Origin of the sequence: Haloferax gibbonsii (assembly GCF_001190965.1) — an archaeon.
In the GTDB taxonomy this organism is placed as follows: Archaea; Halobacteriota; Halobacteria; order Halobacteriales; family Haloferacaceae; genus Haloferax; species Haloferax gibbonsii.
Map to the genome: position 1 here is coordinate 1,238,654 of NZ_CP011947.1, position 23,193 is coordinate 1,261,846.

General features: G+C 68.2%; 25 protein-coding genes. 10 read left to right on the top strand and 15 right to left on the bottom strand.

All coding sequences use genetic code 11. The features are described from left to right. The first annotated feature begins 102 nt into the window (after positions 1 to 102). Both ABY42_RS06565 and trxA read left to right on the top strand, forming a co-directional pair. Positions 103 to 762, top strand: coding sequence for a 2,5-diamino-6-(ribosylamino)-4(3H)-pyrimidinone 5'-phosphate reductase (locus ABY42_RS06565; protein WP_050459002.1), 660 nt, complete (start codon positions 103 to 105; stop codon positions 760 to 762). 111 nt (positions 763 to 873) lie between these two features. Beyond that, entirely contained in the window at positions 874 to 1,209 is a 336-nt protein-coding gene (gene trxA, locus ABY42_RS06570; RefSeq protein WP_004977180.1) for a thioredoxin, read from the top strand. A gap of 126 nt (positions 1,210 to 1,335) precedes the next feature. Here the strand turns inward: trxA and ABY42_RS06575 are convergent, their stop codons facing one another. Continuing rightward, complete coding sequence (locus ABY42_RS06575; protein WP_004043595.1) at positions 1,336 to 1,650, bottom strand: NifU family protein; 315 nt, start codon at positions 1,648 to 1,650, stop codon at positions 1,336 to 1,338. A gap of 125 nt (positions 1,651 to 1,775) precedes the next feature. Between ABY42_RS06575 and ABY42_RS06580 the strand changes: the two genes are divergently transcribed. After that, the gene (locus ABY42_RS06580; protein WP_004043594.1) at positions 1,776 to 2,492 is read left to right on the top strand and encodes a ribosome assembly factor SBDS; all 717 of its coding nucleotides are present in this window, start codon (positions 1,776 to 1,778) and stop codon (positions 2,490 to 2,492) included. A gap of 27 nt (positions 2,493 to 2,519) precedes the next feature. Here ABY42_RS06580 and ABY42_RS06585 read toward each other — a convergent pair whose 3' ends face one another. After that, positions 2,520 to 2,849: an FUN14 domain-containing protein gene (locus ABY42_RS06585; RefSeq protein WP_004977178.1), complete on the bottom strand. Its 330-nt coding sequence runs from the start codon at positions 2,847 to 2,849 to the stop codon at positions 2,520 to 2,522. A 240-nt stretch (positions 2,850 to 3,089) separates the two neighbouring features. Between ABY42_RS06585 and hflX the strand changes: the two genes are divergently transcribed. Further along, the gene (gene hflX / locus ABY42_RS06590) at positions 3,090 to 4,391 is read left to right on the top strand and encodes a GTPase HflX (RefSeq protein ID WP_004977177.1); all 1,302 of its coding nucleotides are present in this window, start codon (positions 3,090 to 3,092) and stop codon (positions 4,389 to 4,391) included. Positions 4,392 to 4,452: 61 nt separating this feature from the next. On the opposite strand, the gene moaC is transcribed toward hflX, so the two are convergent. Both moaC and ABY42_RS06600 read right to left on the bottom strand, forming a co-directional pair. Continuing rightward, complete coding sequence (gene moaC / locus ABY42_RS06595) at positions 4,453 to 4,971, bottom strand: cyclic pyranopterin monophosphate synthase MoaC (RefSeq protein ID WP_004977176.1); 519 nt, start codon at positions 4,969 to 4,971, stop codon at positions 4,453 to 4,455. Next, positions 4,968 to 6,404 (bottom strand): NAD(P)H-hydrate dehydratase, encoded by a 1,437-nt coding sequence (locus ABY42_RS06600; RefSeq protein ID WP_269433869.1) that lies wholly within the window; start codon positions 6,402 to 6,404, stop codon positions 4,968 to 4,970. Before ABY42_RS06600 ends, moaC begins: the two co-directional genes overlap by 4 nt. Positions 6,405 to 6,493: 89 nt before the next feature. On the opposite strand from ABY42_RS06600, the gene ABY42_RS06605 reads away from it, so the two are divergent. From ABY42_RS06605 to ABY42_RS06615, 3 genes are all read left to right on the top strand, one after another. Next, complete coding sequence (locus ABY42_RS06605; RefSeq protein ID WP_050459003.1) at positions 6,494 to 7,693, top strand: MFS transporter; 1,200 nt, start codon at positions 6,494 to 6,496, stop codon at positions 7,691 to 7,693. 42 nt (positions 7,694 to 7,735) lie between these two features. Further along, on the top strand, positions 7,736 to 8,122 hold the full coding sequence (locus ABY42_RS06610; RefSeq protein WP_050459004.1) for an ArsR/SmtB family transcription factor: 387 nt from the start codon (positions 7,736 to 7,738) through the stop codon (positions 8,120 to 8,122). A gap of 72 nt (positions 8,123 to 8,194) precedes the next feature. Further along, positions 8,195 to 10,549 (top strand): ATP-dependent DNA helicase, encoded by a 2,355-nt coding sequence (locus ABY42_RS06615; RefSeq protein WP_050459005.1) that lies wholly within the window; start codon positions 8,195 to 8,197, stop codon positions 10,547 to 10,549. A gap of 60 nt (positions 10,550 to 10,609) precedes the next feature. On the opposite strand, the gene ABY42_RS06620 is transcribed toward ABY42_RS06615, so the two are convergent. After that, positions 10,610 to 10,798, bottom strand: coding sequence for a DUF7576 family protein (locus ABY42_RS06620; protein WP_049905241.1), 189 nt, complete (start codon positions 10,796 to 10,798; stop codon positions 10,610 to 10,612). A gap of 237 nt (positions 10,799 to 11,035) precedes the next feature. On the opposite strand from ABY42_RS06620, the gene ABY42_RS06625 reads away from it, so the two are divergent. Then, positions 11,036 to 11,257, top strand: coding sequence for a DUF7511 domain-containing protein (locus tag ABY42_RS06625; protein ID WP_049905220.1), 222 nt, complete (start codon positions 11,036 to 11,038; stop codon positions 11,255 to 11,257). 75 nt (positions 11,258 to 11,332) lie between these two features. On the opposite strand, the gene ABY42_RS06630 is transcribed toward ABY42_RS06625, so the two are convergent. After that, positions 11,333 to 13,075 (bottom strand): DNA mismatch repair protein, encoded by a 1,743-nt coding sequence (locus ABY42_RS06630; RefSeq protein WP_050459006.1) that lies wholly within the window; start codon positions 13,073 to 13,075, stop codon positions 11,333 to 11,335. A gap of 84 nt (positions 13,076 to 13,159) precedes the next feature. Beyond that, positions 13,160 to 13,468: a UPF0058 family protein gene (locus ABY42_RS06635; RefSeq protein WP_050459007.1), complete on the bottom strand. Its 309-nt coding sequence runs from the start codon at positions 13,466 to 13,468 to the stop codon at positions 13,160 to 13,162. 405 nt (positions 13,469 to 13,873) lie between these two features. On the opposite strand from ABY42_RS06635, the gene ABY42_RS06640 reads away from it, so the two are divergent. Beyond that, positions 13,874 to 15,889: a sensor histidine kinase gene (locus ABY42_RS06640; RefSeq protein WP_050459008.1), complete on the top strand. Its 2,016-nt coding sequence runs from the start codon at positions 13,874 to 13,876 to the stop codon at positions 15,887 to 15,889. A 156-nt stretch (positions 15,890 to 16,045) separates the two neighbouring features. Next, entirely contained in the window at positions 16,046 to 17,794 is a 1,749-nt protein-coding gene (locus tag ABY42_RS06645) for a bacterio-opsin activator domain-containing protein (RefSeq protein ID WP_050459009.1), read from the top strand. A gap of 30 nt (positions 17,795 to 17,824) precedes the next feature. Here ABY42_RS06645 and ABY42_RS06650 read toward each other — a convergent pair whose 3' ends face one another. From ABY42_RS06650 to ABY42_RS06680, 8 genes are all read right to left on the bottom strand, one after another. After that, positions 17,825 to 18,217, bottom strand: a complete 393-nt coding sequence (locus ABY42_RS06650; RefSeq protein WP_004977166.1) for a response regulator transcription factor — start codon at positions 18,215 to 18,217, stop codon at positions 17,825 to 17,827. Positions 18,218 to 18,335: 118 nt separating this feature from the next. Beyond that, complete coding sequence (locus ABY42_RS06655) at positions 18,336 to 18,542, bottom strand: DUF7835 family putative zinc beta-ribbon protein (protein WP_004977165.1); 207 nt, start codon at positions 18,540 to 18,542, stop codon at positions 18,336 to 18,338. A 109-nt stretch (positions 18,543 to 18,651) separates the two neighbouring features. Beyond that, positions 18,652 to 19,032 carry a helix-turn-helix domain-containing protein gene (locus ABY42_RS06660; RefSeq protein WP_004977164.1) on the bottom strand — a complete coding sequence of 127 codons (381 nt, stop codon included), beginning with the start codon at positions 19,030 to 19,032 and terminating at the stop codon, positions 18,652 to 18,654. Positions 19,033 to 19,175: 143 nt separating this feature from the next. Next, on the bottom strand, positions 19,176 to 20,219 hold the full coding sequence (locus ABY42_RS06665; RefSeq protein ID WP_004977163.1) for a sulfite exporter TauE/SafE family protein: 1,044 nt from the start codon (positions 20,217 to 20,219) through the stop codon (positions 19,176 to 19,178). Further along, the gene (locus ABY42_RS19770) at positions 20,216 to 20,365 is read right to left on the bottom strand and encodes a DUF7512 family protein (protein WP_004043577.1); all 150 of its coding nucleotides are present in this window, start codon (positions 20,363 to 20,365) and stop codon (positions 20,216 to 20,218) included. Before ABY42_RS19770 ends, ABY42_RS06665 begins: the two co-directional genes overlap by 4 nt. A gap of 495 nt (positions 20,366 to 20,860) precedes the next feature. Beyond that, positions 20,861 to 21,325, bottom strand: a complete 465-nt coding sequence (locus ABY42_RS06670) for a DUF6691 family protein (protein WP_004977162.1) — start codon at positions 21,323 to 21,325, stop codon at positions 20,861 to 20,863. Next, entirely contained in the window at positions 21,322 to 21,813 is a 492-nt protein-coding gene (locus tag ABY42_RS06675) for a YeeE/YedE family protein (RefSeq protein ID WP_004977160.1), read from the bottom strand. The genes ABY42_RS06670 and ABY42_RS06675 overlap by 4 nt, the downstream gene beginning before the upstream one ends. Continuing rightward, entirely contained in the window at positions 21,814 to 23,001 is a 1,188-nt protein-coding gene (locus tag ABY42_RS06680; RefSeq protein ID WP_050459010.1) for an MBL fold metallo-hydrolase, read from the bottom strand. Positions 23,002 to 23,193: the final 192 nt, after the last annotated feature.

A 23,193-nucleotide genomic window follows, 5' to 3' on the forward strand; every position in this document is an offset into this window, starting at 1 on the left:
AGATGACACAATGTACCACAGAGGCCTATTTAATTCCTGTCCGGCAATACTGCGACGGCACCCCACCGAAAGGCGTTTTCGACGCGGTGACGACCCGCGAGTATGCACGTCCACGTCAACGCCGCCGCCAGCCTCGACGGCAAGCTCTCGTCTCGCCGCCGCGAGCAGGTGAAGATAAGCGGCGACGAAGACTTCGCCCGCGTGGACGAGATTCGCGCGGCAGCCGACGCCGTCGCCGTCGGCGTCGGGACCGTCCTCGCCGACGACCCGCACCTCACGCTCGACGACCCCGACCTCGTCGCCGCCCGCGAGGACCGCGGCGACCCGCCCCACCCCGCGCGCGTCGTCGCCGACTCGCGCGCCCGAACTCCGACCGACGCCCGGATTCTGGACGACGCGGCGACGACCTACGTGCTCGTCTCCGAGGCCGCGCCCGACGCTCGCCGCGAGGCGCTCGAATCGGCCGGGGCCGAACTCGTCGTCGCGGGCGCGGAGCGAGTGTCACTCCCCGACGCCTTCGACGCGCTCGAATCGCGCGGCGTCGAGCGGCTCATGGTCGAGGGGGGCGGCGAGCTCATCTTCTCGCTGTTCGAGGCCAGCCTCGTCGACGAACTCACCCTCTACGTCGGTTCGATGGTCATCGGCGGCCGAGACGCGCCGACCCTCGCCGACGGCGAGGGCTTCGTCGCCGACTTCCCCAGGCTATCGCTCCGCGACGTGGAGCGCGTCGACGACGGCGTGCTCCTGACCTACGACTGCTGAGCCTCGCTCCCCGAATCCGGCCGGTTTCGCCGCGAACACGGAGTTTCGCGGTCGTGCACCGTCACGCAAACAGGCGCAATGGGTAAGAGTGTCGCGCCGATACGTGGTGGTATGAGCACTCCGAAGACAACCGATGCACCCGTCCACGTCGAGAGTTCGGACCACCTCGACGAACTCATCGCCGACAACGCGGTCGTCCTCGTGGACTACCACGCCGAGTGGTGCGGCCCGTGTAAGATGCTCGAACCCACCGTCGAGGAAATCGCCGAGGAGACCGACGCCGTCGTCGCCAAGGTCGACATCGACGAACTCCAAGAACTGGCCCGCGAGCAGGGGATTCGCAGCGTTCCGACCCTGCAGTTCTACGCCGGCGGCGAGCAGGTCAAAGAGGTCATCGGTGTCCAGAGCAAAGAGGACCTCGTCGACATCATCGAAGCCGCCGCGTAACTCGGCGTCCGCTCGACTCGACTCGGTTCCTCAGTTTTCTCCCACGGCGAGCTACGGTGCGGCGCGCGCTTGGGGCGGCGTCGCTCGTCGGGACGGTTCGGTCGAAAAGCGATGTCAGAGGGCCGCTCAGAAGGGCGCGTCGGACACGTCGGGTTCGAACCCCGCGCCCGGTTCGTCGTCGTAGAAGCCGCCGGTCGAGGCGTGGACCGCGTCTATCTCCTCGAACTCGGCGACCATGCGCGCCTTCAGCGCCTGAATCGTCATCGGCGAGATGCCGCAGCCGGAACACGCGCCGGTGAGGGAAATCCACACTTCTCCGGTCTCCTCGTCGATGGCTTCGATACCCGCGTCGCCGCCGTGCATCTCGATTTGGGGGAAGTTCCGCCGCATGAACAGGTCGAGCCGTTCTTCGAGGGACTTCTCCGACGTCTGCGAACTCATACCGAGACGTGGGGTGCGGGCGAGCATAACGATTGCTCCGAACGAGGTCGCGGCGAATTTCGCGAGACGCTGTCGGGGGAGTCGGTCGGCGAGGGCTTTTTACCACGGAGAGAGTATCGGAACCTATGATTTCACTCGACGAGGCAGTCACGGCCCGCCTGGAATCTCACGGCGCGCGGTTCGAGGTGCTCATCGACCCCGACGCGGCGCTCTCGATAAAGCGCGGTGAGTTCGACGGCGACCTCGAAGAGGTCATCGCCGCCGAAGACGTGTTCGAGGACGCCTCCCGCGGCGACCGCCCCGCCGAGAACGACCTCGAGAAGGTGTTCGGAACGACCGACCCGCTCCAGATAATCCCCGAGGTCGTCAAGAAAGGGGAGATTCAGATCACGGCCGAACAGCGCCGCGAGATGCAAGAACAGAAGCGCAAGTCGCTCATCAACCGCATCGCCCGCAACGCGGTCAACCCGCAGATGAACGACTCGCCGCACCCGCCGGAGCGAATCGAGCGCGCGCTCGAAGAGGCCGGGTTCAAAATCGACCCGATGGAGCCGGTCGAGTCGCAGGTCGACGACGCGCTCGACGCGCTCCGACCCGTGTTGCCGATCAAGTTCGCCGAAGTCACCGTCGCCGTCCAACTTCCGGCCGAGTACGCCGGCAGCGGACAGGCGCAGATTCGGAGCTACGGCGACCTCGAACGCGAGGAGTGGCAGAACGACGGCTCGTGGGTCGGCGTCATCACGTTCCCCGCGGGGATGCAAAACGACTTCTACGACAAGGTGAACAACATCACGAGCGGCACGGCCGAGACGCGCATCGTCAAGGACGAAGACGAACTCTGAGGCGCGTCGGCGAGTCTCGAACGCGAACTACCCCTTTTTGAAGCCGACGAGGAAGCCGCCGGAGAAGCCGGCGGAGATAGAGAGCGTCGACAGAATCGTCGAAATCCAGTCCGGCGGCGCGCCGCTCGCGGCGTCCTGCGTGGCGCTCACGAGGCCGCCGGTGAGGCGCTCCCAGTCGACGGTGATGATGCCCCGCGATTCGAGGAACTTGAACACGGCGAGTTCGAGGCCGACGATGACGGCGATGAGCTTCGCGATTTTCTTGGCCGCGAAGCCGATGATGCCGCCGATGACGGCCCCGCTCCCGAACTCGATGCCGAGCTGCTGCGGGTCGATGCTCAGTTGCAAGGGGTCCATACGGCGAACATCCCGCCCGTTGGTATAAGTGATTTGTGGGGAGACTGTCGCCATCACCGAACTGTCAGGTCGCATCCGGGCAACCTACAAGAGTCCCGGCGTCCAAACGCGGCCATGGAACGGGAGGTGACGGGACGCCATCTCGACGCGTGACCCCGGCCGAGCGGGGCTTAAGTGCCTCCGGCGGCTAGTACCGACTGACACAGTGCAGGCTACGTACCCCACAATCGAGGTGCGGCGATGAGTCGCGTCGTCGTCGCGAAGCGCGTCGACCGCGGCGACGCCGACCTCACGGAGATTTCCGACCTCGCCCGCGCGGCGGGCTACGAGGTGGTCGGCGAACTCACCCAGACCCGCGAGGAGGACGCCGCGTTCCACTTCGGCGAAGGGAAGGTCGGCGAGTTAGCGTCGCTCGTCGTGCGCGAGGACGCCGCCGCCGTCGTCTTCGACAACCGACTGGGCCCCTACCAGACGTACAACATCGCCCAGAAGCTCCCGGACGACGTGGAGGTCATCGACCGCTTCACGCTCATCCTCGAAATCTTCGGCCAGCGGGCGAACACCCGCAAGGCGCAGCTACAGGTCGAACTCGCCGAGCTACGCTACGAACTGCCCCGCGCCGAGGCGAAGGCGTCGCTGGCGAAGCGCGACGAGCGCCCCGGGTTCATGGGGCTCGGCGAGTACGACGAGAGCCGCGAGCAGGACATCAAGGCCCAGATTTCGCGCATCAAGAACGAACTGGACGCCATCGCGGACAAAGAGGAGACCCGGCGCGAACAGCGCCGCGAGTCCGGCTTCGACCTCGTGGCCCTCGCGGGCTACACGAACGCCGGGAAGTCGACGCTGATGCAGCGGCTCGCCGCCGACCTCGAAGTCGGCCAGAACGACGACCTCCACCCGGACCTCGACCCGACCGCGGAGTCCCAAGACAAGCTGTTCACGACGCTCGGGACGACCACGCGCCGCGCCGAGACGGGCAAGCGAGACGTGCTTCTCACCGACACCGTCGGATTCGTCTCCGACCTCCCCCACTGGCTCGTCGAGTCGTTCAAGTCCACGCTCGATTCGGTCTACCGGGCCGACCTCGTGTTGCTCGTCGTGGACGCCTCCGAGCCCATCGAGGAGATGCGCGAGAAGCTGGTGACGAGCCACGACACGCTCTACGAGCGAAACGAAGCCCCCATCGTGACCGTGTTCAACAAGGTGGACAAGGTCGAGGCCGAGGAACTCGAAGAAAAGCGCGCGGCGCTGTCGGCGCTCGCGCCCAACCCCGTCGCCGTCTCGGGGCTGACCGGCGAGAACGTCGAGGAACTGGCCGACCGCGTCGAGGGCGAACTGCCCGCGTGGAAGCGCGAGCGCCTCCTGTTGCCGATGGCCGACGACACGATGAGCCTCGTCTCGTGGCTCTACGACCACGCCCACGTCGAGGCCGAGGAGTACGAGGGCGAACAGGTCCACGTCGAGTTCGAGGCGCGCCCCGCAATCGTCGAGAAGGCGCGGGCGAAGGCCGCCGACCTCTCCGCGCCGGCCGACTCGGCCTGAGTCGGACCGTCGGAGCCGCCCGCCTCGGCGCGGACGGCGGAAGTCGGACCGCCGACCCGACTCAGTCGAGCGTCTCTTTTTCCTTCGTGACGACTTCGACGTCCGAGATTCGCGTCCCCGGATACTGGCCGTCGTCGTCTTTCTCCGCGGCTTTCACCATGTCCCAGACGACGTTGAGGCCGGTCGTCACGCCCTCTAACGCCTCCATCTCACAGCCCGTCTTGCCGGTCGTGCCGACCGTCACGGAGAGCGCGACCGACTCGTCGGCCACCTCGAACTCGGTGTCGACGTTCGTGATGGGTATCTGGTGGCACATCGGAATCGTCTCCCACGTGTGTTTGACGGCCTGAATCGCGCCGATTCGGGCCGTCGCCAACACGTCGCCCTTCCCGATTTCGTCGTCGCGGATGGCCCGAACGGTGTCGGCGCTGAGGTGGATGGTCCCGCGTGCGACCGCGCGGCGGCGGGTGTCCGGCTTCGCCCCCACGTCGACCATCTGGACGTTGCCCTCCTCGTCGACGTGGGTCAGGTCGCGGTCGTCCGAGTCGTTCGACTCCGAACCGGCGCGGTCGTCGCTCATTCCGCGTCACCTCGGAGGCCCGCGGGCAGTCGTTCGAGCAGGTCGGTCGCGACGAGGCCGCCACCGAACGCCTCGGCGGCGAGGTCGCCCGCGCGGCCGTTCGCGTAGGCCGCGACGGCGGCCGCGTCGAGCGGGGGCAAGACGGCCGCGAGCGCGCCGGTCGCGCCCGCGAGCACGTCGCCGGTCCCGCCGACGGTCATGCCGGGGTTCCCGGTCCGGTTGACGCGGACCCCGTCGCCGTCGGAGACCACGTCGTACGCGCCTTTCACGAGGAGCGTGTGGCCGAGGTCGGCGGCGAACTCGCGGACGAGGTCGCGCCGCGTCTCCCAGTCGGCGTCGGTCTCGCCGCCCATCTTCCGCAACTCGCCCTGATGGGGCGTGCAAATCAGGGTCGCCTCGGTCTCCACCTCGGGGACGACCTGCAGGGCGTCGGCGTCGACGACGGCGGTCCCGTCGTAGGCGGCGAGGAACTCGCGGACCGCGTCGAGCGACTCGTCGGCGTCACCGAGACCGGGGCCGAAGACGACGACGTCGCGGTCGGCGGCGAAATCGAGGAGGTCGGGGACGTGTTCGGGCGCGAGTCGGTCGCCCGAGAAGCCGCGGACGATGAGGTTCTCGGAGTAGCCCTGCACCTCGCGGGCGACGGCTTCGGGACAGGCGACGCGGGCGAGGTCCGCGCCGGCTCTGAGGGCCGACTGCGCGGCGAGCGCGGGCGCGCCGGTGTACGGGCCGCCGCCCACGACGAGCACGTCGCCGTGGTCGCCCTTGTGGCTCTGTGCGTCGCGGTCGAGCGCGAGGAGGTCGCCGGGGCCGGTGAACAGTTCGGCCGCCTCGGGAATGCCGATGTCGGCGACGGCGACCTCGCAGTCGAGGTCCCCGAGACCGGGCTTGTCGTCGTGGAAGGTGACGACGCGGTCGGCGTCGACCGCGAGACCCGCCGCCTCGCCCGTGTCGGCGTCGACGCCGGAGGGAACGTCGACCGCGAGGACGGTCGCAGCCGATTCGTTGATGGCGCGGGCGGCCGTCGCCTCGGGTTCGCGGAGCGCGCCGGCGACGCCGGTGCCGAGCATCGCGTCCACGACGAGGTCGGGGTCGCCGAGGTCGAAGGCGGCCGAGTCGGCGACGGTCCGCCGGTCGGCCTCGCCCGCGACGAGGGCGTCCCAGTTCTCGCGGGCGATGTCGGTCGAAATCGTCTCCGGGCGGCCGAGCAGGTGAACGGTCACGTCGTACGCCTTCAGGAACCGCGCGGCGACGAGCGCGTCGCCGCCGTTGTTGCCGCGTCCGGCGACGATTGCGACCGACGCGCCGGGGTCCGCGAGGTCGCGGCAGGCCCGCGCGACGGCGTTCCCGCTCGACTCCATGAGCTGTTTCCGCGGCACGCCGAGCGCCTCGGCGTTCAGGTCGACCGCGGCCATGCGTCGACTCGTAATCATACGCCCCCGTTGGCCCGGGGCCGCGTTAACACATGTGGTCGCGGACCGGATTCGCAACGCTTGACACGGCGGCGACTGAATCCGGGGTAGTGACTCGCCGCCTCTTCGGAACTCTCTGCGGACTCGTCTTCCTCGTCAACTTCGGCCGCGTCGCGTTCCCGCCGCTCGTCGAGACGCTCCAGACGCAGTTCTCCGTCGGCCCGGCGACCATCGGCGTCGTGACGAGCCTCGTCTGGCTCGGGACCGCCATCCCGCGAATCCCCGTCGGCTACCTGCTCACGCGCGTCTCGCGGTCGAAGGTCGTCCTCGGGTCGGGCACGCTGCTCGTCGTCGCCGCGGCGTTCACCGCGAGCGCGACGTCGGTGCTGACCCTCCAAATCGGCGCGTTCGGCCTCGGCCTCGCCTCGGGCGCGTACTTCGTCTCCGCGACCCCGCTCGTCGGCGAACTGTTCCCCGAGCGCGTCGGCCGCATGGTCGGCATCCACGGCGCGGCCAGCCAGGTCGCCGCCGTCGTCGCCGCGCCCGTCGTCGTCATCATCCTCGCGTCGTACACGTGGCGCGAGACGTTCTGGGTCTTGGCCGCCGCCGCCGCGCTCGTGACGCTCCTCCTCTACGCCGTCTCCCGCGACGGGAGCGCGGGGGCCGGCACGGGTGCTGACCGCGACTTCTCGGCCGCGCTCGGCCACTGGAAGCTCATCCTCACGGGCATCCTCCTCATCGCGCCCGCGGGGTTCGTCTGGCAGGGCCTGTTCAACTTCCTCGTGTCGTACATGACCCAAGCGAAGGCGTTCGACGCCGCCACGGCGAGCACGATGCTCACCATCGTCTTCGCCGCCGGCGTCCCCGCGTTCTCGCTGTCGGGCCGGCTCGCCGACAAACTCCCGCACGTCCCCTACATCTTCGGCCTGCTCGTCGCCTTTATCGGCGCGCTCGTCGCCCTGACGTACGCGCAGGGCTTCGTCGCCGTCGCCGTCGTCGTCGCGGTGCTCGGCTACGTCATCCACAGCCTGTTTCCCGCGCTGGACACGTTCATGCTCTCGTCGCTGCCGAGCGACGCCCGCGGGAGCGCCTACGCCGTGTTCAGCGGCGCGGCGCTCCTCTTGGAGGCCAACGGGAGCGGCGCGGTCGGCTTCCTGACCGAGGCGAACTACGCTTTCGAGTCGGTCTTCCGGACGCTCGCCGGGGGGCTCGCGGTGTTCGTCGCCGCGCTCGCCGTCCTCTACGCGCTGAACCGACTGCCGGGCGTCGACCGGACCGGGGCGGACCGGAGCGCGCCCGAGCGCGCCTGACCTCCCGAAACGGTTTACTTCCCGCACCGAAATGTCGATTGTATGTCAGGGTTGCTCCCGTCCGACGGGTCCGTCGATTCGAGCGTCGAGACCGCCCCGCGCGTCCACTGGCTCGACGACGACGAGACGGAGCAACTCCTCGGCTGCCTCTCTTGTGACACCGCCCGCGACCTGCTGTCGTGCCTGCAGGACTCGCCGGCGACGGCGACCGAGCTCTCGAAGCGGGTCGAGACCTCCGTCCAGAACGCCCGCCACCACCTCGGGAACCTCATCGAGGCCGACCTCGTCCGCGTCGCCGGCACCCGCTACTCCGAGAAGGGGCGCGAGATGAAGGTGTACGCCGCCGCCGCGCCGTTCGTCGTCTGCGTCGGCGGCGACGGCGGGGACCGTGAGGCGTTCGCCGAGGCGATCGCCGCCTTCCTCGAATAGCGTCGCCGGCCCGGCCGCCATCCCTCGCGCGAACGTTCAAGTGCGAGTCCGCGGCCAGTCACCGACACCCCTATGGCCGTCGCAACTGGACCACAGAGCGTGACCTGGCAGGAGGTGTTCGGCCACCCGGAGGCGTACCCGGAGCAGGCCGACGGAATCGAGACCGCGATACAGACCGCCCGAGACGACGGGTTCGCCGTCGTGGAGGGCGCGTGCGGGACCGGCAAGACGATGCTCGCGCTCACCGCCGGCATCGACCTCGTCCGCGACCCGGACTCCGACTACGAGCGCGTCTTCGTCCTCACGAGCGTCAAACAACAGCTCCGGCAGTTCGAAGCCGACCTCCGAACCATCAACGAGAACCTCCCGAGCGACTGGAAACCCGTCTCGGGACTCACGCTCGTCGGCAAGTCCGACGTGTGTCCCTACAGCCGCGAGGGCTGCGGCGGCATCGACGACGCGACCGTCTACGACCGCTGTGAGGGCCTCCGCGACCGGACCCGCGGGCTCGTCGGCGACGGCGGCCGGACCAGCGCCGAGGCGCTCGCGAAAGACGCCCGCGAGCAACAGACCGGCCTCCTCGACACCGGTTCGACCACCGCGGGCCCGAACTACCTCGAAACCGCCGGCGACCCGACGCCGTACCCCAAGTCGATGCCGGACTACGAGGACGTGGAGTACTGCCCGTTCTACGCGAACTTCCTCGCTGACCTCCCCGAAGACGGCGACCCAATCGAGGCCGTTCCCTTCGAGTTCGACGATAAGGGCCTCATCGCGACCGAAGACCTCGTCTCGCTGGCCGCGGGCGCGGGGTCGTGTCCCCACTCGGTGATGGGCGCGCTGTTGCCCAACGTCGAGGTCGTCGTCGGCAACTACTACCACGCGTTCGACCCGACGACCGTCGGCACCTTCACCGGCGCGCTCGTCGACGACTCGACGTTCGTCATCTGCGACGAGGCGCACATGCTCGAACCCCGCGTCCGCGACCTCGTCTCGGTCGGCGTCGGCGACCGGACGCTCCGCGACGCCGAAAGCGAGTTCACCCGCGTCATCCAGCCCGTGAAGTTCGACGACGCCGGCAAGTCGACCGTCGACGCCGAACTCGTCCGCGGAGAGCTCCAAGAGGCCGACGTGACGCTCCGCGAACTGGAGGAGACCCGGGACTTCATCCGCGACCTCCGGGAGGAACTCGACCGGCGCGTGACCGCGCACCTCGACCGCGAGTACGTCGGCTGGCGCGCCGACCTCACCGAACTCGAAGACGAGGAACTCCCCCTGCGCGACCCCGAGGAGCCCGGCGTCGACGAACTCACCGAGTGGGCCGAGGAGAGCGGCCACGACGAGGGGACGTGGGTCCGCGCCGAGGCGACCGGCTCGGCGGTCGCCCGCATCCTCGACTCGGTGGAGGAAGACGACAAGCGCCGGGCCGCGCCGGCGGCGGGGCGGGCGCTGGCGACGTGGGCCTACGCGGACCACGAAAAGCACTTCCGCGAAATCGAGCTCGAGCGGACGTGGGACGAGATGGAGCCGCCGGAGTCGTGGCGTCGCGCGTACAACGCCCGGGTGTCGGTCCACAACTGCGTCCCCGGCGAGGCCATCGCCGAGCGCCTCGGCGACTTCGGCGGCGGCGTCCTGATGAGCGCGACGCTCGAACCCATCGACGTGTTCCGCCGCGTGACCGGCCTCGACGCCCTCGCCGACGACGGCCGCCCGGTCGCCGAGCGGACGTTCGGCCTCGGCTTCCCCGAGTCGAACCGCGCGAGCTTCGCCGTCGACGTGCCGAAGTTCACCCACAGCAACCGCGGGCCGCCCGGCGAGGAAAACGAGACGCGGCTCGCGTACACCGACGCCGCCGTCGAGGTGTGCGAGCGCTCGCCGGGCAACGTCCTCGTCGGGATGCCGAACTACGCCGAGGCCGAGTGGATGGCGGGCGCGCTCGAAGCCCGCGTCGACAAGCCCGTCCTCCTCGACGAGTCGTCGGACGACGGGGCCACGGAGCGGCTCAAGCGCGACTTCTTCGGCGGCGACGGGAAGGTGCTCGTGACGAGCCTCCGCGGCACGCTCACCGAGGGCGTCGACTACAGCGGCGACAAGCTCTCGGCCGCCGTCGTCTGCGGCGTCCCGCTCATCAACACGTCGTCGCCGCGGACCCGCGCGGTGAAGACGGCCTACGACCGCGAGTTCGGAAACGGCTTCGAGACGGCGCTCACGGTGCCCGCGGTCAGAAAGGCGCGGCAGGCCATCGGGCGCGTCATCCGCGGGACCGACGAGGTCGGCGTCCGCGTCTTCGTTGACGCCCGGTACGCCCGCGACTCGTGGAACGGCGTCCGCGACTACCTGCCGGAACAGGAGCGCGAGGAGTTCAGGCCGGTCAGTCCCGACATGCTCGGCTTCGGCCTCGACCGGTTCTGGTCGTCGGTCGAGTAGTCGCGGGCGCGCCGCGCCGCGGCCGGCGTGCCGAGGGCCAGACGTGTCGTCAGGAGAGCGTCAGCGTTCGTCGTCCCACGCGTCCCGGCAGTCGTCGTCGCAGAAGTGCCGCGCCTGCACGGCGTCGTCTTCGACCCACGTGACGACGCGGTGCGTCGGATTGTTGGCAACCGGCTCCCCGCACGTCGCGCAGGTCGGGGCGTCTTCGGGGTCTACGTTCTCTTCCAAATCGGACGTGGGATCGACCATCGACAGCCAGATGGCGGTCCCGGGCACTTCAACCCGTCTCCGCCGGCAGAAGTCGCCCGGCGGGGCGGATTCTCCCGCGGAACTGTGGAATCCACACCCGCGCGAGGGGAACCGAAGCTATGTATCACTCCGTACTCCCACTTGGTGCAACGTTTTGTAACCAACGGGTATTGTCAATCACTACCACACTTAGTGAAGGTTATGTAATCACCGTCGCGTGTGTATAGGTGACGGCGAATGTCAGAAGTGCCCGCCTCTCAGGACTCGGTTGCAGGGACCGCTGACCGCACCGGCGCGGATACCACCGGGGATTGCTACCTCCATAGCGTCGTCGTCACCTATCGAGGGAGCCCCGACCAAGTGACCGTTTACCCCCGGCGCGACAGCTGCTGCGACCGAATGGAGGCGTGGTTGACCGCCGACGCCGACGCGTTCGTCTCGCTCGACGAGATGTGCTGAGTCGTCGCCGCCGCGGTCGCCGCGCAGCCGACGAGAACGCACGCCGCCGATAGCTCTCCCCGCCGCCGCGTCGGCTCAGCCGACGAACTCGGCGTCGGACAGCGTCTTTTGTACCGCCTCTTCGCCCACCGCCGCCGCCAGCGCCTCGAAGCCGGCGCGCTCGGCGCGGTCGCGGGCGTTCGCCACCAGCCGCGAGACGATGAACTCCGGCGTGGACTTGCCGACCGTCCCGAACCGCGGCTGGTAGTCCACGCGCAGTTCCAACTCGTCGGTCAGACCCTCGGCGAAGATGCCGTCGATGCGCGCCTCGGGCGGGAGCGGGCTCAGTTCGTCCGCGAGGTGCGTGACGTAGACGCCGAACGCGTCGCGCTCGACGGTGAGGTTCACGAGGCCGTTGAGCAGGTCGGCCGCGCGGCCCGGCTCGGTGATGGCCTCGAACTCGTCGACGAGCATCAGCGTCCGGCCGTCGCCCGACAGCGGCGGCACGATGGACTTGAGCGTCGATTCGAGCACGCCCGCGTTGAAGCTCGCGTGCCGGCGGTGGAACACGACCGAGTCGAACCGGCCGACGACCGCCGACTCGGCGGGGACCGGAAGCCCCATCGACGCGAGGATGGCGACCTGCGAGAGCGTCTCTAGGAGCGTCGTCTTCCCGCCGCTGTTGGCCCCGGTGAGGACCGACACGCGGTCGCCGACCGGCGGCGTCGGCCCGGCGGCGCACGCGAGTTCGTGGTCGCCGACGGCGTAGGAGACGGGCTGTGGGTCGTCGATGAAGAGGTTTCGTGCCCCGCAGACCGCCAGCCCCGTCTCGGCGATGTCCGGCCGCGTCAGGTCGTACTCGTCGGCGAACCGCGCGAGCGACAGCGACAGCGCGACCTCGTCGACGGCCTCGACCGCGAGGTCCACGTCGTCGCGGGCGGCCCAGATGCGGTCGCGTAGCTCCTCGGCGACGGTCTCCTCGCGCGCGGCGACGTCGGCTTCGAGGTCCTCGACGAGCGCCCGGAGCGACGCGCTCACGAAGTCGGTCGCGTCGCGGGCGTCCTCGGCGGCGACCGCCTCGACCTCGCCGCGCGAGAGGTCGGTCTCCTGGGCGACGTACTGGACGAACGCGGCGCGGAAGTCGTCGAGCGAGCGGACGCCCCGCGACTGGATGGTTTCGAGCACGTCGAACGAGCCGGATTGGAGTTCGTTCGCGGTGTCGAGCCGGCTCCGCAGGCTGTCGAGGCGGTCGTCGGTACCCGCGGCGACCGAGCCGTCCTTGTCGACGTAGCCCAGCGCGCCGAGGGCGTCGCGGAGGGAATCCGGGTCGGCCTCCTCCAGCGCGTCGAACGGCTCCCCGCGAAGTCCGGCCTCCCGGAGTTCGAGCGCGGCGCGAACGGCGGCGCGCTCGGTCTCGCCGGCCTCGTCGTAGTCGCGGAACGTCGCTTCGACGGCGTCGCGGGCGTCGTCGTCGAGGTCGGCCCACGCCTCCCGCGCCGCGAGGACGCGGTCGAGGCGGTCGCGCCGGTCTCCGACGGTCGGGAGCGGCGTCAGCACGCGGATTCGGTCGGCGGCGTGTTCGGTCAGCGCGCGGTCGCTCGCGAGCGACAGGAGGTCGTCGTACACGTTTCGGGCGTCGCGGGTCGACAGCGCGTCGATGCCGGCCTGTCCGTCGGCGCGGCGGAGGATGCGAACCGCCCGCCCGCGCGTGACGCCGGCGTCGACGAGCGCCCGCACGTCGGCCGACTCGATGGCGGCGACCGCCCCCTCCCTGCCGAGAGCCGATTCCAGTCGGTCCGAGGTCTTCGGGCCGACTCCCCAGTAGTCTTCGAGTCGCATACCGGGGGCGTCTCGCCGGGCGCTCTTAGGTCCATCCGTCGGCCGGTGCCGCCGCTGTTCGAGGGGGAGTCCGCGAAGAAAATATCAGTGTGACGTGACGCGCTGGTCGGTGTCGGGGTCGGTGTCGGTCGCCTCGTCGGGACGGAGCAGGTGTCGGCCGGGCACCGACTCCGCGTCGAGGTCGAGGTCGCGGGCGGCACCGACCGCGAGCGCGGTCGTGAGCGTCCGGACGGCGTGCTCGTGGTCGGCCCGGCAGTCCCGGAGGGCCATCGGGCCGATTCCAAGTCGGTGGTACGGTTCGAGGTCGGCGCTGGTGAGCACCCCGCGGTCGAGGTAGTCTGTGGCGATTTCTACGAGCAGCGAATGCACGTGAATGAGCTCGTTTTTCTTCATGGGTTGCACGTATGTGCTCATCCGGCGTAAATGGCGCGGTGGTGCGTGCTTTTGGTCTTGTATCTGCCTCGGCTAGAAATGAATGTACGCGCCGGGGACACGAACGAAACACCCGTCGCTCGTCGGTCGATTTCGCGGAAAGGGAGTTGGGGTTTGGGCAGGGACACGTCCCCAGGGCGGAGAGAGGGGGTAGGTTGTCGATTCCGCCGTAGGGTCGTGCGGGCACGACGAGTGACCCGGGCAGGTCACTGTGGCCATATAGTCGAATGGCGCGGTCGGTACTAATTCACGGCCCTACGTAGTTAGGGACGGCTCGGGCCGACCGAGAAACGCACAAGTCAGTGGGGGTTAGAGTCGGGGTATGCACGCACGACGGGACGCCGGTTCGAGGGGGGGTCGAGACGGATGACCGACGGGGCTCCGCAGTCGGTCGACGACCCGTCTGCGACGGAGCGCGAACTGCGCCAGCGACTCGACATCCTCGCGACGTTCAACGAGGTCGTCGCGGACGTGAACGAGGCCATCGTCGACGCCGGCGGGCGCGCGGACATCGAACGGCAGGTCTGCGAGCGACTCGTCCAGACCGACGAACTCCGGTTCGCGTGGGTCGGCGTCGTCGACGAGGCGACCGGCGACGTGGAACCGACCGCGTGGGCCGGCGTCGAGGACGGCTACCTCGACGAGATAGACGTGTCGGTGTCGGCGGAGCGCCCCGAGGGAAACGGCCCGGTCGGCCGCGCGGTCCGGTCGAACGCGGTGCAGGCGACCCACAGCATCGCCGACGAACCGGCGTTCGGGCCGTTCCGCGAACCGGCGCTCGAACGCGGCTACCGCTCGGCGGCGTCGGTGCCGCTCGTCTACGACGACGCGCGCTACGGCGTGCTCACGATGTACGCCGAACACGAGCGGGCGTTCACCGCGGAGCTCGCCGAGCCGATTTCGAATCTCGGCCACGCCGTCGCCCACGGCATCGACACCCACGTCCGGCGGGAGCGCGAGCGCGAACTCGAACGCCGCGAGCAGGCGTTTTCGCGCATCGTCGAGGACATCGAGGAGTACGCGCTGTTCCGCCTCGACGCCTCGGGTCGCGTCGAGAGCTGGAACCGCGGCGCGGCGGCCATCAAGGGCTACGATACGGAGGAGATACTCGGCGAACACATCGAGACGTTCTACACCGACGAGGACGCCGAAGACGGCCTGCCAGAGCGCCTTCTCGACCGAGCGCGGACCGAGGGCCGAGCCGAAAACGAGGGGTGGCGCGTCCGTGCCGACGGCACTCGCTTTTGGGCGTCTGTCACCATCACCGCCCTGACCGACGACACCGGTGAGGTCATCGGCTTCGCCAAGGTGACCCGCGACATGACCGACCGGAAGCGCCGCGAGCGACAGTTGGACGCGGTGTTCAACAGCACGTTCCAGTACATCGGGCTGGTCGAGCCCGACGGAACGGTCCTCCGGGTGAACGACGCCGCGCTCGACCTCGTGGACGGCGACCGCGACGACATCGTCGGACTGCGGGCGTGGGAGACGCCGTGGTGGCGCGGCGACGACGAGCGAATCGCCGACCTCCGGGCCGCGCTCGACCGCGCGGCCGACGGCGAGTTCGTCCGCTACGAGGTCGAAATCGAGCGACAGAACACCGACCGGCCGGTCGTCATCGACTTCTCCGTCACCCCGGTCCGCGACGACGACGGCGAGGTGTCGCTTCTGGTCCTCGAGGGCCACGACATCACCGCCCGCAAGGAGCGAGAGCGGGAGTTGCGGCGCGAACAGGAGCGACTGGAGTTCGTGAACCGCATCATCCGCCACAACCTCCTCAACGGGCTCAACGTGGTCGGCGCGCGGGCGGACATCGTCGAGGACTTCGTGGACGACGCGGGGCTGACCCACCTCGAAACGATACAGGGGCGCGTCCGCGAGATGACCGAACTCGTCGGGACGATGCGGACGTTCATGAAGGTCATCGTCGAGCGCGAGTCCCACGAGTTCCGACCGCGTCGAATCGACGAGGCGGTCGACCACGGCGCGGAGTCACTGCGGAGCGAGACCGACGCCGCGAGCGTCGAAGTCGGACGGCTCCCCGACGTCTCGGTCGTCGCCGACGACCTGCTGGACGAGGTCATCGAGCACCTGCTGAAAAACGCCGTCCAGCACAACGACAAGCCGAACCCGGCGGTCGAAGTCGAGGTTGGGGCCGGCGACGACGCGGTCGAACTCCGCGTCTCCGACAACGGCCCGGGCGTCCCGGACGAGGAGAAACACCGCATCGTCGACCAGCGCATCGAGGACCTGTCGAATCCGGGCAACGGGTTCGGGCTGTTTCTGGTCCGCGAAATCGTCGAGAGCTACGGCGGGACGGTCGCAATCGAGGACAACGACCGCGGCGGAGCCACGTTCGTCGTCACGCTCCCGCGAGCGTGAGTTCGGCCCGGGGCCGTCTCGCGGGTCGGTTCGCAGTCGGTCGCGGGAGTTCCCCGTCCGTCGGAGACGACCGAATCGGGTCACTGAACCGCCTAAATTCCACCTGCTGCGATGGGCAGATATATTACTGTTCGCCGTTACTGTGTGTTCGATACGATGGTCACCGAACGCTCGGCGCGCGAGAGCCCCGAACAGCGGGCCGCCGAGCAGGTCGTTCTCGTGGTCGACGACGACGAGGACCTCGCAGACACCTGCCGGTACTGGCTCGACGGCGAGCGGTTCGCCGTCGAGACCGCCTACGGCGGTGAAGAAGCCCTCCACCGACTCGACGACACCGTCGACGTCGTCCTCCTCGACCGCCGAATGCCGAACGTCACGGGCGACGACGTGCTCGACGAGATTCGCGAGCGCGGCCTCGACTGCCGCGTGGCGATGATGACCGCGGTCGAGCCCGACACCGACATCGTCGACATGCCGTTCGACGCCTACCTCGTCAAGCCCGTCTCGGAGTCGGAGGTCAAAGAGACGGTCGAAGAGCTGCTCGTGCGGTCGGGCTTCGAGTCCGAGGTCCGCGAGTACTTCGCGCTCGAATCCACGGAGGCGGCGCTCGACAGCCGCGACGTGGAGGAGCTCCGCGAGCCCGAGGCGCTGTCGGACCTCCGCGGTCGACTGGAGGCGGTCCGAGCCGAACACGAGGCGGCGATTCGTAACCGCGAGGCGCAGCTCGACCGCCTGAACCGGACCAACGAGCTCCTCCGCGACATCGACCGGGCGATAATCGACGCGCGGAGCCGCGACGAAATCGAACGGACCGTCTGCGACGCGGTCGCGAGCGCCCACGAGGCCGCGTTCGTTCTCAGACGCACCGCCGCCGGCACGCTCCGGTGTACCGCCGCGGCGGGCTACGGACTCGACCCCTCGGGCGTCGACCTCGACTTCGTCGACGAGGCGTTCGACATCGACGGAACGGTCGAAGACGGCTTCGCCTTCGAGGACATCTCCGAGGCGCACCGCGCGGCGGTCTTCGGCGACGACGCCGCCGACCTCGACGCGGTGTCGGCGCTCTGTGTCGCCATCGACTACCGCGAGACGGTGTACGGCGCGCTCGTCGTCTACGACGAGACCGACGGCTTCGACGAGGAGTCCGCAGGACTGTTTTCTGACCTCGGCGCGACCGTCGGCAACGGCATCAACGCGACGCAGAGCAAGCAGCTTCTCAACGGCGACAGCGTCGTCGAACTGGAGTTTCAGGTCGGCGGCGGCGCCGGCGTGCTCGCCGGGCTCTCGGCGACGCTCGACTGCCGACTCTCGCTGGACGGCGTCACCCGAGCCGGCGACGAGCTCACCTGTTTCGTCAGCGTCGCCGGCGCGTCGGGGTGCGACGCGGTCGCGGCCGCTATCGACGCCGCCGACGTCTCGCAGGCCCGCGTCGTCGCCGACGGCGACGAGGAGTCCGTCGTCGAACTCCGCACCGACGCCGAGGCGATGCTGTCGACCGCCATCGACCACGGCGCGAGCGTGGAGCGGTTGACGCTCTCCGAGGGGAGCGGCACCCTCGCGCTCCACGTCGCGGCCGACGCCGACCACGGCGCGCTCGTGGAGGCGGTGACGACGGCCGCGGCCGGCGTCTCGGTCGTCGCAAAGCGCGAGGTGGAGCGGTCCGTCCAGTCGGCCGACTCTTTCCGGCGGACGCTCGACTCCAAACTGACAGACCGGCAGAAGACGGTCCTCGAAACGTCGCTCGTCTCCGGCTACTTCGAGTGGCCCCGCGGGAGCACGGCAGAAGAGGTCGCCGACTCGCTCGGCATCTCGCCGCCGACGCTCCACGAACACCTCCGGACGGCGGAGCGGAAGCTCATCGAGACGTATTTCGACGAGCTGAATCCCGCGTCGGCGGACGACTGAAGCGGGCGGCCACGGACCGTTGGAAGGAGATTAGTCGAGTTTGGCTTCGGGCGCGTCGCCGACGAATCGGTCGGCGGCGTCGAAGACGTCGCGTTTGGTGACCGGCTTCGTGAGCACGGCGTCAACGGGGAGGTCGGCGAGTTCGTCGCCGGGCGCGGCGCTGAGCATGACGACCGCGAACGACGACGGGTCGACCCGTCGGGAGAGTTCTTCGAGGACGGACTCGCCGGAGAGACCGGGGAGGTTGTGGTCGAGGAAGACGAGGTCGACGCTCTCGTCGAACGTCTGGAGGGCCTCGCGCCCGGAGTACGCGACTCGGACGCGGTAGCGGCGTTCGAGCCACAGCGCGAGGCTATCGGCGAGGGCGGCCTCGTCGTCGACGAGGAGGACAGTCGGCGCGTCTGGGGTGGGTTGCTGTGTCATGGCTCGGACCGTGGCTACGTCGGTGTCGCGGAGGCGGTCGGTCGGGGTCGGGGTCGGGGTCGGGGTTGGGGTCGGGAGTGGTCTGCCGAGGGTGGCCGGCGGTCGGCGGGGGTATCGCTCACGCGTCGTTCATTCGCTGGGACCGCGTGTTCCCGCAGCGCGTACAGCGCGTGACACGGTACGGCTCGCGGGAGAACTCGCGGTTCTCGCGTTTCCGGCTCTCGGTCTTGATTTCGATGGAGACGTCGTGCGGCGTCCGGGACTCACACGACTGGCACTCTTCGACGAACTCGTTGTTTCGGGGACTGCTTTTACTCTTCGACATAGAGTGGTCGTGGCAGTAGCTATGGACTCAGAGGCGTTGAATACGGAACCTAATCGATTTGGGAGGAGGACCAATCGAGAGGCGGCGGCCGCTCGTCGGTCGAAGAAAACTACTCCGCGGGGACGATTTTCTCGTCGTACTTGTCGCGGAACTCCTGGATGAGCGTGCCCATCTGGGCGTACCAGTCGTTGAGCATGCGCTGCATGTCGTCTGCGACCTCGTTGGGGTCGGTCGGGTGGTAGACGTGGTAGTAGCCACCGTGTTCGTAGTTCACCTGTTCCTTCTGGATGAGCCCCGCCTGCAGCAGGCGCTGGATGGAGCGGTACGCGGTCGAACGTTCCCGCTCGACCGCCTCGGCGACCTCGTCGACGGTCAGGTGTTCGTCGGTCTCGACGAGCACCTCGAAACACCGCCGGTCGAGTTGCTTCAGTCCGTGGAGACACTCGAGGAGTCCCTCACACTCCATGTCCGATTGCAGGTATTCGACCATCGAGCTAGCCATTGTCGGTTCGGGCTACGTGGTCAGCCCTCAAAAGGGTTTGTATAGTTTGCACAACACCGGGGGAGAAACGGCGTCCCGGTGTCGTGGATTCGGGTTCGATGCGAGTGCGGTTCGCGTGCGAGCCGTCGTCCTCAGTCGGCGGTCGAACTTCCGGCGGCCGAAGGCGCGCGAATGGACTTGACGGCGCTGTAGAGTACCGCGCCGGAGACCATGAGCGCCGACCCGAGGATGAGCGCGAGGCTGACGTAGTCGAGGACGCCCATGCCGAGGTAGTTCCCGGCCTGCCGCACGGCGACGGCGAGCGCGCCGAGGAGCAGCATCAGGCCGAAGTAAATCTTGATCTCGTCCTCGTCGACGATGGAGGTCGCGGCGGAGCCGACGCGCGCGCCGAGCGCCGACCCGGCGAGGAGCGGCGCGACGATAGAGAGGTCGACGCCGCCGGACTGCGCGTAGAGGAACGAGCCGATACCGCCCGAGAACATGATTTCGAACAGGTCGGTGCCGACCGCGATGGGCACCGGAACGCCGATGAGGTAGAACAGCGCGGGCATGCGGATGAAGCCGCCGCCGACGCCGAGGAAGCCCGAGAGGAGCCCCGTGGCGAACGCGACCAGGAGAATCATCCACAGCGAGACTTTGACGCCGCCGCGGAGGGTTATCATCGGCGGGAGCGAGTAGCTCTGAATCTTCTTGGCCAGTTCGGGGATGTCGTCGGCGTCGATGTCGGCGTCGCCGTCCACGTCGTGGCTCACGCCGCCGCCGTTGCCGCCCTTCAGCGCCTCGTAGGTGACGAACAGCCCGATACCGCCGAGAAGCAGCACGTACGTGACGCTGATGATGTTACCGGCGAGTCCGAGCTCTTCGAGGTAGAGGACGATTTCCTTCCCGACTTCGAGGCCGACCGTGGTCCCGATAATCATCGAGATGCCGAGTTTGTAGTCGACCTGTCCGAGGTCGCGGTGCTTCAGCGTCGCGATGACGGAGGTCCCGAAGACGAACGCGAGCCCGGAACCGACGGCCACGCGCGAGGGGTAGCCCATGACGAGCAGCGCGGGCGTCACGAGGAACGACCCGCCCATGCCGAAGAAGCCGAACAGGACGCCGATGAGAACCCCGAACGCGACGAAGAGGGCCAGCATCCCGGCAGACATGCCGAGTAGTTCGAACACGCTCACTCACCACCGATGGCCTTCCGAACGGTCGGTCCGAGTGCGGCGGTCAGCGCGCCGTACCCGACGTACAGCACCATCGCCTCGACGAGGACGACGCCGACGAGCGCGGCGGCCTGTGCGTTCCCGCCCAACGTCTCGATTCCGAACATCTTACCAGCACCCCTCGGGGTGCCCGGAGTGTATTGCACGCATCATACTATCTTGTACACCGCTGGCTAACCGGAGTGAGGATATAACGCTTTTGGGAATACTGTACAATACCATATCGCTGTTGCATACTCGTAAGTTATAGAATGGACATAGAAATACCACTAAATCGAGCTATATTTTGTATCACGAGACGTTACGAACATATTTGTCCGCTATCTATGACAAAATAGTTGTTTGCTTCTTGTGCAATACTATATCCGGCCGGTTACAATCGCATAGACTCGGTCGAGAGCCGCTCACGACGACGTTCTCGGACATCGGCGGCGAGCGTCGAACGTCGACTCGCGGAGGAAACGACCACCGACTGCTCGACAGCGCGCGCGAGCCGCGGCCCATCGGCGGCGGTTCGCCGACAGGGAGGCGAGAACGTCGTCGCCGTCGCTCTGCGGGCGACGGACGGGAAAAGAACGAGATCGGATTCGCCGACGAGGGGTTCAGTCGGCTGAGGTGCCGGTTACGGCGCTCTCGGCGCGGCGGGCCCGCCAGAGCCCCTGCAGGTACGCGCCGACGAACATCCCGCCGATGGCGATGAGGATGGGGTAGTTGCCGACGCCGAGGCTGGCGTAGGCGGCGCCGGGACAGATGCCGGAGATACCCCAGCCGGCTCCGAAGACGACCCCGCCGACGACGACGTTCTTGTCGAACGACTTCAGGCGGCGGCCGTAGTCGCGCCCGGTGAGGGGCGCGCGGTCGCCGAACGCCTCGGCGAGCGCGAAGACGGTGCCGGTGACGACCGCGGCCCCGCCCATTACGAAGACGAGACCGAGGTCGTCGAACTGAAGGAAGTCGAGGACGACCTCCGGGCGAGCCATGTTGCTGACGGCGAGGCCGAACCCGAATATCAGGCCGCCCGCGACGACGACCAGCATGAACCCGAGTCCGCGTTCGTCGTCGCTCACGGCGACACCCCCAGCGCGCTCAGGAGCTGTGCGACCCCGATGGCGACGAGCATGAACGTGGCGACGTTGACGAGCGAGGTCCGCGAGCGCGAGCCGACGCCGCAGACCCCGTGGCCGGACGTACAGCCCTTCCCGATGCGGGTGCCGACGCCGACGAGGACGCCGCCGACGGCGAAGCGCCACGGTTGCACGTCGGAGACCCACCAGCCGTCACCGAACAGGACGGTGTAGATGGCGGCCCCGGCGACGATGCTCAGGGTGAACACGACCCGCCAGTCCCGCGAGGCGACGTACTTCGCCTTGTTGAACCGCGGGAGGTCGGAGGCGTACGACAGCGTCGATTCGAGGAAGGTGCTCGCGCCGGCGATGATGCCCGTCCCGAGGTAGATGACAGCGGTCCCGAGGCCGATGAGGAGACCGCCGAGCGCGTAGTGCGCGATACCGTTCGGAAAGAGCCCTTCGACGAGGAGCGGCGTCAGACCCGACATTTAGTTCGTGAGGGCTTCGTTGCTGGCCGCGCAGTTGTTCGGCCCGAGTTCGAGCTCGAAGGCGCGGTCGTCGTCCGACTCCTGCACGCCGAGGTTCGTCTCGATGATGTCGACGTAGTTGGCCGGCCGCGGCGGCATGTCCGAGAGGATGAACTCCACGAACTCGTCTTTGGGCATCGAAAGTGCGTCCATCGTGTCCTTCAGTTCCCCGAGCGTGGCGGTGTAACTGCCGTCGGCGGCGGGGATTGCCGCGTCGCTGAAGTGCGCGGAGGCGACGATGGCGTCGTCGTCGTGCGAGAGGACGCGCTCCTGCAGCGAGTCGTAGAGCATTCCGGCCGCGTCGGGCGCGCCCTCGTCGCCGTCTTCGAGGTCGGGGCGGGCGACCGACTCGATGAACAGGCCGTCGCCCGTGAACAGCACGTTGTCGACCGCGTAGGTCGTCATGCCGGTCGTGTGGCCGGGCGTGTGGATGGCCTCGATGTCGGTGTCGCCGACGGTGAGCGTCTCGCCGTCCGCGATTGTGTCGTAGGGCGTGTCGTAGTCGACGCCGCGGTCCTCGGCGGCCTCGGGGATGACGCCCGTGACGCCGTGGTCTTCGACCAGCGTGCGGACCCCGCTGATGTGGTCGGCGTGGATGTGCGTGTCGACGGCGTACTTCAGTTCCGCGCCGAGGGCCTTCGCGTCGGCGACGTACTCGTCGGCGAAGTACCGAAGCGGGTCGACGACGGCCGCCTCGTCGCCGTCGACGACGAGGTACGCCAGACAGCCGCTGGAGGGGCGCTGGTACTGCGCGACGAGCGCGTCGCCGTCGGTCTCCAGTTCGGTGTACTCGTAGATGCTCGCCCAGCCGTTCATCCCGCGTTCGAGCGCCACGGCGTCGTAGCCCTCCTGAATCAGGAGCCCGGCGACGTACTCCGAGGAGTGGCCCTTCGCACAGAGGACGACGAATTCCTCGTCTTCGGGGAGGTCCTCGAACAGCGCCTCGTCGAGCTCCTCGTCGAGGAACTCGAAGTAGGGGATGTTGACGTGGGAGACGTTCTCGCCGTCGATGCGCCAATCCTCGTGTTCCGACGGCACGCGATTGTCGAGGATGGTGAGCGCCTCGCCCTCGTCGATGCGGGCTTTCAGCGTCTCGGGCTCGATGACTGGCACGTCGACTTCGAGTTCCGGCAGGTCTGGAACGGTCATGTATGCATCACCCACTATCGGGTGGTTCGACTTAAGCTTTCGGATGGTAGTTTGAATTTCTTGCAATACTAACTCAGAATACATCGTCGGAATGTAGTGCGATTTCGCACTCGTGCGAGCGTGTAATGACACTAAGCCCCGTTTAACCGCCGGTTTCGGCATGCATCGCTGTCGAGCCTAAGTATTGTGTAG